We start from the raw sequence: 3,698 nt of genomic DNA, 5'->3' as shown, positions 1-3,698 counted from the left end.
AACTCGAAGACCAATCATACAGGTATGTTCGGTCTCGGATGGATGAGTGGATTTGAACGCAGACTGAATATTGAAGATACAGCTGTCACGCCGAAGGTCGTCCAGTATACAGAGGAGGACGGCTCCAATCACTTATTCATCAATCAGGATGGAAAGCTTCTGGCGCCGACAGGAGTTGACTATGAATTCAATATCCTGAACGGAGAGTATATCATCCAGGATGAGGATGGAACACAGGAAGTCTACGGAAAAGACGGACTTTTGAACCGTATTGAATATGATGCCAAACAGACAGGAAAGAAAAATGCAGTCCGTTTTATCTATGCGGATGCGGATGGAATCAAACAGCTGAAAAGTATCCTCAGTGCCTCTGATTCAGGGGATGGCGCAGCATCAAAGAACCGGATCGAATTTGACTATAATGATCAGAACCTCGTGACAAAGATGACGGTGTCCGGCAGCTCTGACTCAAATGCAGCAAGCCGTATCTATACTTATCAGTATGATTCATTTAAACGACTGACTTCAGTGACAGGACCTGATGGCACATACACATACAGTTACAGGGAGAAATATGTACTGAACGCTGACGGCACTGAAGTTTCACCGGAGGATGTCAGATATCCGGGCGAAATCGAGATTTACGGCATGCCAGGCAACAAATGGCTGTTCCGACATGATGAACTCGGCAGAGTCAATCAGACGAAATTACCGATGAATACCGGAAGCATCGACTATGAGTTCGGAGAGAACGGGGCCATTGAAAGCATCATGTCAGAGATGGGTACTGCGAACGTTGTCAATGATCAGTACAGCTATGATCAGTATGGTAACATGAGTCAGAAACAGTCGAATGGTGTCGTCAGTGTGTATCAGTATGATGCGATGGACCAGTTGACTGAGGAGAAGATAGGTGGTAAGATCTTCAGTTATGTCTACGACAAGCGCGGCAACCGGACATCTGTCAACGGTGTGAACGCGACATTCAACATCATGAACCAGCTGACGCAGTTCGGCAGTGAATCCATCAGCTACGATGCAGACGGCAACAGAACCGGTGACGGTAAGTTCACCTATGAATGGAATGCCCTGGGACAGATGACTAGACTGACTGAGAAATCGACCGGCGAGACGTGGACCTATCAGTATGATGAACAGGGACGTCGTATCACGAAGATGCATAACGGAACGACGACACATTACCACTATGATAAAGACACCAACCATCTGATGGCAGAAAGTCAGGACGGCCAGGTCATCCGTCAGTACATCCGTGACCAGAAGGGTGAACTGTTAGGACTGAAGGTCAATGACAAGTATTACAGTTATCATAAGAATTACCGGGGCGATGTCATCGGTATCACAGATATGTCAGGGAATCTTCAGGCATCTTATGAATATGACAGCTGGGGCAATGTACTGAAGGAAGATATTAAAGATTCAAATCTAAAGAATCAGCCATTTAAGTATGCTTCATATTACTATGATACTGAGTCGAGTCAGTACTATCTGATGGCGAGATACTACAACCCTAAGCAAGGTGCATTCCTATCAGTAGACCCTGAGATTGATGGTGATGAGTCAGTTGCAATGAATAACGGATATGCTTATGCTAATAATAATCCAGTAAAAAATATTGATGCAGATGGAAAGTGGTTCTGGGCTGCAGCAGGCGGCGCATGGGGTGCATATGATGGGCATAGATGGGCAAAAAGCCGTGGTTATACAGGATGGAAATATTACGGTTCTGTAGCAGCTGGTGCTGCATGGGGTGCAAGTGGCGGTAAATGGATTGGCAAGGCAGCTGGCTGGGGTTACAGAGGAGTCAAGGCAGTAATCAAAAGCTCTTCAAGGTATAACCATGCTAAACGGTACTATCAGATAGGAAAATCACAAATCCAATTTTCTCAAGGTACAAGAAGGTTTGGATATAGACGTTCCAATTGGGCTGGAAGTTACAGACTTGATAGAGAACCAAGAAACTGGAATGGTTATTCAAAAGGCAATGTATGGCATGTTCATAGAGCAGCAAGAACAAAAAGACAGAAGATGAACCAAGTAAATAAGATCCATTACCCTCTTCATCCGTACAGATATAGAGCAAAAGGATCTTCAAGACACAGATGGACATGGAGGACATATGGTAGAGGATAAGGGTCTTATTCAAACTCGAAATTACTTATGCAGTTCTGAATTCCAGGAGATAAAAGTAGATGTAATAAATAATTTTTCCAAATTTTATGAAATTATATCAACGGTTTTAACTGCGGAGATTAAGTGCAAAAAAAGCTTGTCAATCGAATACTTTAATAATGAGATAATCAAGCTTAAAAAAGAGAAAGATATAGATCGGTTTCTTACAAAAGTACATGAATTATATAACCAAGGCACGTCAGAAAATGGAATAGAATTGAATAAATATATTTCCAGATCATTTTTAATTATGGATGATGCCAAAAGTATAATATTATTCTGGGATGTTTTTAAATCCAAATTTAAAATACTATGTAAATTGTCAAACAAATTTGAAAGTGATTCTTTTCATCAAGAGTTTAGTTACAATCAGTTATTAAACGATACGTTTCTAGATTTAGATTTAAAAGAAAACACTATATTCTTCAATGATTTTCATTCAATAATTGATAATAACAGTGCCATTAAATTGAAAAAACTAAATTTTGATATTTGGGATGAGGAATTATTCGAGTACTTAAGTGAGCAACAATTTCAAACATGTCTATTTTTTACAGATGGACATATGAATCTTGTGGATTATATCATTACATTTTATGGCAAAGATAAACTTAAAGTAAGTAAGGATCTTAAGTATGTATTTTATAAAGGAGAAATAGTTAAGGAGGAAATGATAGGAATCAACAGTATGCTATGTGATACTTTAAATATAGAAAGCACTATAGCCTTTTTATCGGATTTCCAGAATGAGATTGAAGATTTCAGCTTTAAAATTTCACAATTTGATAGCATCATCTTTCCTCATAATCATGACAATTATTCAATAATTGTAGAAAAGTACTAATGTTATTTTTAATAAATTTGACTTTTGACATAATAATAGAGGAAAGTGCACAGTTGAGCGTCTGCCTCTTTTCCTGCCTTCAGTATTTCCAGGAGAGAAATCCTCACGGAGAAGAACCTGTGGCAAATCATCCGATTGACCTCACTGGGCCCTGAGTTTCTGTGTCTTCTCGAAGAAGTCGATGAAGGCAAGTGAGACCCCTATGTTCATCACGAGGAAGAAAACAGGGATCTTGTAGTTCAATGCCTGGTCGAGGGGTAGCGGCTTGTCGAACAGGGTGATATAGATGCCGAGGAGTGTCATCTAGACCAGGAGGATTCTGAACATCAGTTTGATGAGAGCGGTGGCCATGGTGTCAGCTATTCGGTACTGGTCTGTCAACATAATATTGGACAGTTTTTATAGAATATTTCTTTATATTCTTTTGGTGTTAGATAATTCAATGCACCGTGCGGTCTAACATTGTTGTACCAGTTCACATCATCAAAAAGTTCAATATTTAAGTTGCCAATAGAATAAAAATGATATTGATTGATAAATTCGGTCTTCATCGCTTTAAAGGTTGCTTCAGCGACCGCATTATCATACGGACACCCTTTCATACTCAACGATCTCTGAATACCGAAGGTATCAAGCACTTCATCTATGAGATGATTATCAA

The 3,698-nt window shown here is 39.8% G+C and carries 3 protein-coding genes; 2 read left to right on the top strand and 1 reads right to left on the bottom strand.

Translation table 11 applies throughout. The annotated features are described in order from the left end of the window. Together ERX35_RS11200 and ERX35_RS11195 are read left to right on the top strand one after the other, a co-directional pair. A partial coding sequence (locus ERX35_RS11200) for an RHS repeat-associated core domain-containing protein (RefSeq protein ID WP_149459970.1) occupies positions 1-2,154 on the top strand: 2,154 nt, incomplete at its 5' end. Further along, complete coding sequence (locus ERX35_RS11195) at positions 2,141-3,037, top strand: hypothetical protein (protein WP_149459969.1); 897 nt, start codon at positions 2,141-2,143, stop codon at positions 3,035-3,037. The genes ERX35_RS11200 and ERX35_RS11195, both read left to right, overlap by 14 nt. A gap of 377 nt (positions 3,038-3,414) precedes the next feature. Here ERX35_RS11195 and ERX35_RS11190 read toward each other — a convergent pair. Continuing rightward, positions 3,415-3,698, bottom strand: a 284-nt coding sequence (locus ERX35_RS11190) for an integrase core domain-containing protein (protein WP_149459968.1), incomplete at its 5' end; no start/stop codon positions are given.

This window comes from Macrococcus equipercicus, from assembly GCF_004359525.2.
GTDB lineage: Bacteria > Bacillota > Bacilli > Staphylococcales > Staphylococcaceae > Macrococcus > Macrococcus equipercicus.
Note: the sequence above shows the minus strand (reverse complement) of the source record. Positions and strands in the feature narration are given on the sequence as shown.